The following is a 2,875-nucleotide window of genomic DNA, read 5'->3' on the forward strand; positions in this document are numbered from 1 at the left end:
TGCCGACGGGCGCCTTCGCGAGCACGAGCACGCTCGCGCCCGCCTGCGCCGCGGACACCGCCGCGCGCGACGCCGCGCCGCCGCCGCCGACCACCACCACATCGGCGCGCGCCGTATCGACGCCGAAACCCAACTTCTCGAATGTCTGAACCAGAGTCACATCCGTCTCCGCTTATGATTTCAGCGCGCGTGCCACGATGTTGCGCTGAATTTGATTGGTGCCACCAAAGATCTGGAACATCTTGGCTTCGCGAAAATGACGCTGCATCGCGTATTCGGCGGAATAGCCGTTGGCGCCCATGATCTGGATACCGTCGGTTGCGACCTGCACGTACGTGTCCGAGGCGAAATACTTCGCCTGCGACGATTCCACGTCGCACGTTTCGCCTTCGTCGAGCAGCTTTGCCGCGCGAAACGCGAGCATGCGGGCCGCGTCGACGCGCGTCTGCATGTCGGCAAGCAAGTGCGAGACGGCCTGGAAATCGATGATCGACTGGCCGAACTGCTTGCGGTCGTTCGCGTACCAGCGCGCCAGATCGATCGCCGCCTGCGCTCCGCCCACGCACATCGCCGACAACGCGATGCGCTCCTTCGACAGCACTGTCGTGAGCTTCTTCCAGCCCACATGCAGACCGCCGACCAGCCGGTCCTTCGACACGCGCACGCCGTCGTACACGACCTCGCAGGTGCGGATCGCATGGCCGCCGAGCAGGTCGATCGGATTGATCGTCAGGCCCTTCGATTCCTTCGGCACCAGAAAGAGGCTGATGCCGTCGTGCTTCTTCGCTTCGGGATTGGTGCGCACGGCGGTGAGGATGTAGTCGGCCTGCAGCGCGCCGGAAATCCACATCTTCGTGCCGTCGATCACGAAGTCGTCGCCCTGCGCGACCGCACGGGATGCGAGCGACGCGGCGTCGGAGCCCGAGCCGTTCTCGCTTAGCGCGAACGCGAGCCACGCCTTGCCGGCAGCGAGCTTCGGCAGCACCTGGGCCTTGATGTCGTCGGAGGCGAAGCGCGACAGCGCGCCGCCCACCATGTTGACGTTCGCGTTCCAGAAGCGCGCTAGCGCGATCGTGTGGTACGCGACGATCTCGAGATAAGCCGCCATGTCGAGATAGCCGCCGATGCCGCCGTACTGCTCGGGCAGTGTGAGGCCGAACCAGCCCTGCTGCGCGGCGACGTCGACGAGTTCTTGCGGAAAGCGCTTCGCTTCATCGCATTCGCGGATGTACTCGGGCGACGCATGACGCGTCAGCACGCGATGGATCGCGTCGCGAAATTCGAACTGATCGGCATTCAGATACGGCTTCAGGTCGCGCCGATTGACGAGCTGGCTTGCGTATTCCTGATTCACGGTGTCTCCTCCAGAGAAATCACTAGGCTTTGCGCTGGTCGATTTCGTCAAGTGCAATCGAACGCAGCATGCTCGAGCGGGATTTCGCGCCGGCCATCAGGAACGCGAGGTCGGAGCCCGACAGGATGAAGCGCGCCCCCTTCTGTACATAGGCGGTCATCAGCGCTTCGTCGTACACGCCGCCGACGCCGGGCACCTTGCCGTGCCGCGCGCACGCAGCGCACACCGCGTCGATCGCCGCGCCGATGCGCGGATGGCCAAGCTGCCCCGTGATGCCGAGGTCCGCGGCGAGATCGGTCGCGCCGACGAGCAGCACGTCGATGCCGGGCACCGCCGCGATCGCCTCGACGTTTTCAAGCCCCTCGCGCGTTTCGATCATCACGACGACCAGCACTTCATCGTTGATCGCGTGCACGACGTCGGCGATCGGCAACGCTTCGAAGCCGACCTGCGGCAGCAAGCCGGGAATGGAGCGGCCTCCCGCAGGCGGGAAGCGGCACATGTTCGCGACGTGCGCAGCCTGGGCGGCAGTGCTTACGTGCGGCACGACGATGCCCATCGCGCCCGTGTCGAGCAGGCGCGTCGCGTGAAATGGCTCGTGGCTCGGCACCCGGATGATCGGCGTCACACCTCCGACCAGCGCACCCGCGCAGATCTGCGCGGCGGTGTCGATGTCCATCGAGTTGTGTTCCATGTCGATGAACAGCCAGTCGTAACCGCTCGCTTTTGCGATCTGTGCGATATCGACGGTACGGGCCTGGCGCAGGCCCATACCGAGCGCGAGTTCGCCGGCGGCGAGTTGCGCCTTCGCGTGATTCTTGATGCTTTTCATGTGGGTTTCCGTTCGGATCGAATGGGAAGGTCAGCGTGCGGGGGCTCTTACGCAGCGCCGTTCGCGGATTCCAGCGAGGCGTCCTGTGCCGGTTCCAGGTTGATGAATTTGGTATCGAGGTAATCGCGGATCGCGTGCGGACCGCCTTCGCGTCCGAAGCCGCTGTCCTTGCTGCCGCCGAACGGGCTTTCGGCGGTCGACGCAACGAATGTGTTGACGCCGATCACACCCGCCTGCAGGCGCTCGGTGGTTTCGAGCGTATTGCGCATGGAGCGCGTGAACACGTACGCGGCGAGCGCAAACGGCAGACGGTTCGCTTCGCCGATCACCTCGTCCATCGTCGAGAACGGCGTCAGCGTGCCGACCGGGCCGAACGGCTCGTCATTCATCAGGCCGACGTGGGGAGCGGGATTCGCGACCAGCGTCGGCTCATAGAACCAGCCGCGGCCGAATTGCGCGGGGCGCCGGCCGCCGCACAGGATCTGCGCGCCGCTGCTCGCCGCTTCGTCGACGAGCCGTTCAATCGCGGTACGCCGTTTTTCGGTGGTGAGCGGGCCGAGGTCGGTGTTTTGCTCGAGCGGGTCGCCGACGCGCAGCGCTTTGGACCGTTCGACGAGCGCCGCGACCGTCTGGTCGAAGATCGATTCGTGCACGTAAAAGCGCGTCGGCGATGCGCACACCTGGCCGGC

General features: G+C 65.3%; 4 protein-coding genes. All 4 read right to left on the bottom strand.

Features of this window, described 5'->3' with window-relative positions; genetic code table 11:
* Positions 1–160, bottom strand: a 160-nt coding sequence (locus QOC89_RS16635; RefSeq protein ID WP_323046015.1) for an FAD-binding protein, incomplete at its 3' end; no start/stop codon positions are given.
* A 12-nt stretch (positions 161–172) separates the two neighbouring features.
* On the bottom strand, positions 173–1,354 hold the full coding sequence (locus QOC89_RS16640; RefSeq protein ID WP_323046012.1) for an acyl-CoA dehydrogenase family protein: 1,182 nt from the start codon (positions 1,352–1,354) through the stop codon (positions 173–175).
* Positions 1,355–1,376: 22 nt separating this feature from the next.
* Positions 1,377–2,186: an HpcH/HpaI aldolase family protein gene (locus tag QOC89_RS16645; protein ID WP_323046013.1), complete on the bottom strand. Its 810-nt coding sequence runs from the start codon at positions 2,184–2,186 to the stop codon at positions 1,377–1,379.
* A 47-nt stretch (positions 2,187–2,233) separates the two neighbouring features.
* Positions 2,234–2,875, bottom strand: a 642-nt coding sequence (locus QOC89_RS16650; RefSeq protein WP_323046014.1) for an aldehyde dehydrogenase family protein, incomplete at its 5' end; no start/stop codon positions are given.

Source organism: Paraburkholderia sp. (assembly GCF_034668105.1).
Taxonomy (GTDB): Bacteria; Pseudomonadota; Gammaproteobacteria; order Burkholderiales; family Burkholderiaceae; genus Paraburkholderia.

Coding starts and splice junctions, on each gene's coding strand:
- QOC89_RS16645 (WP_323046013.1), bottom strand. CDS start 2,186: ATGAAAAGCATCAAGAATCACGCGAAGGCGCAACTCGCCGCCGGCGAA.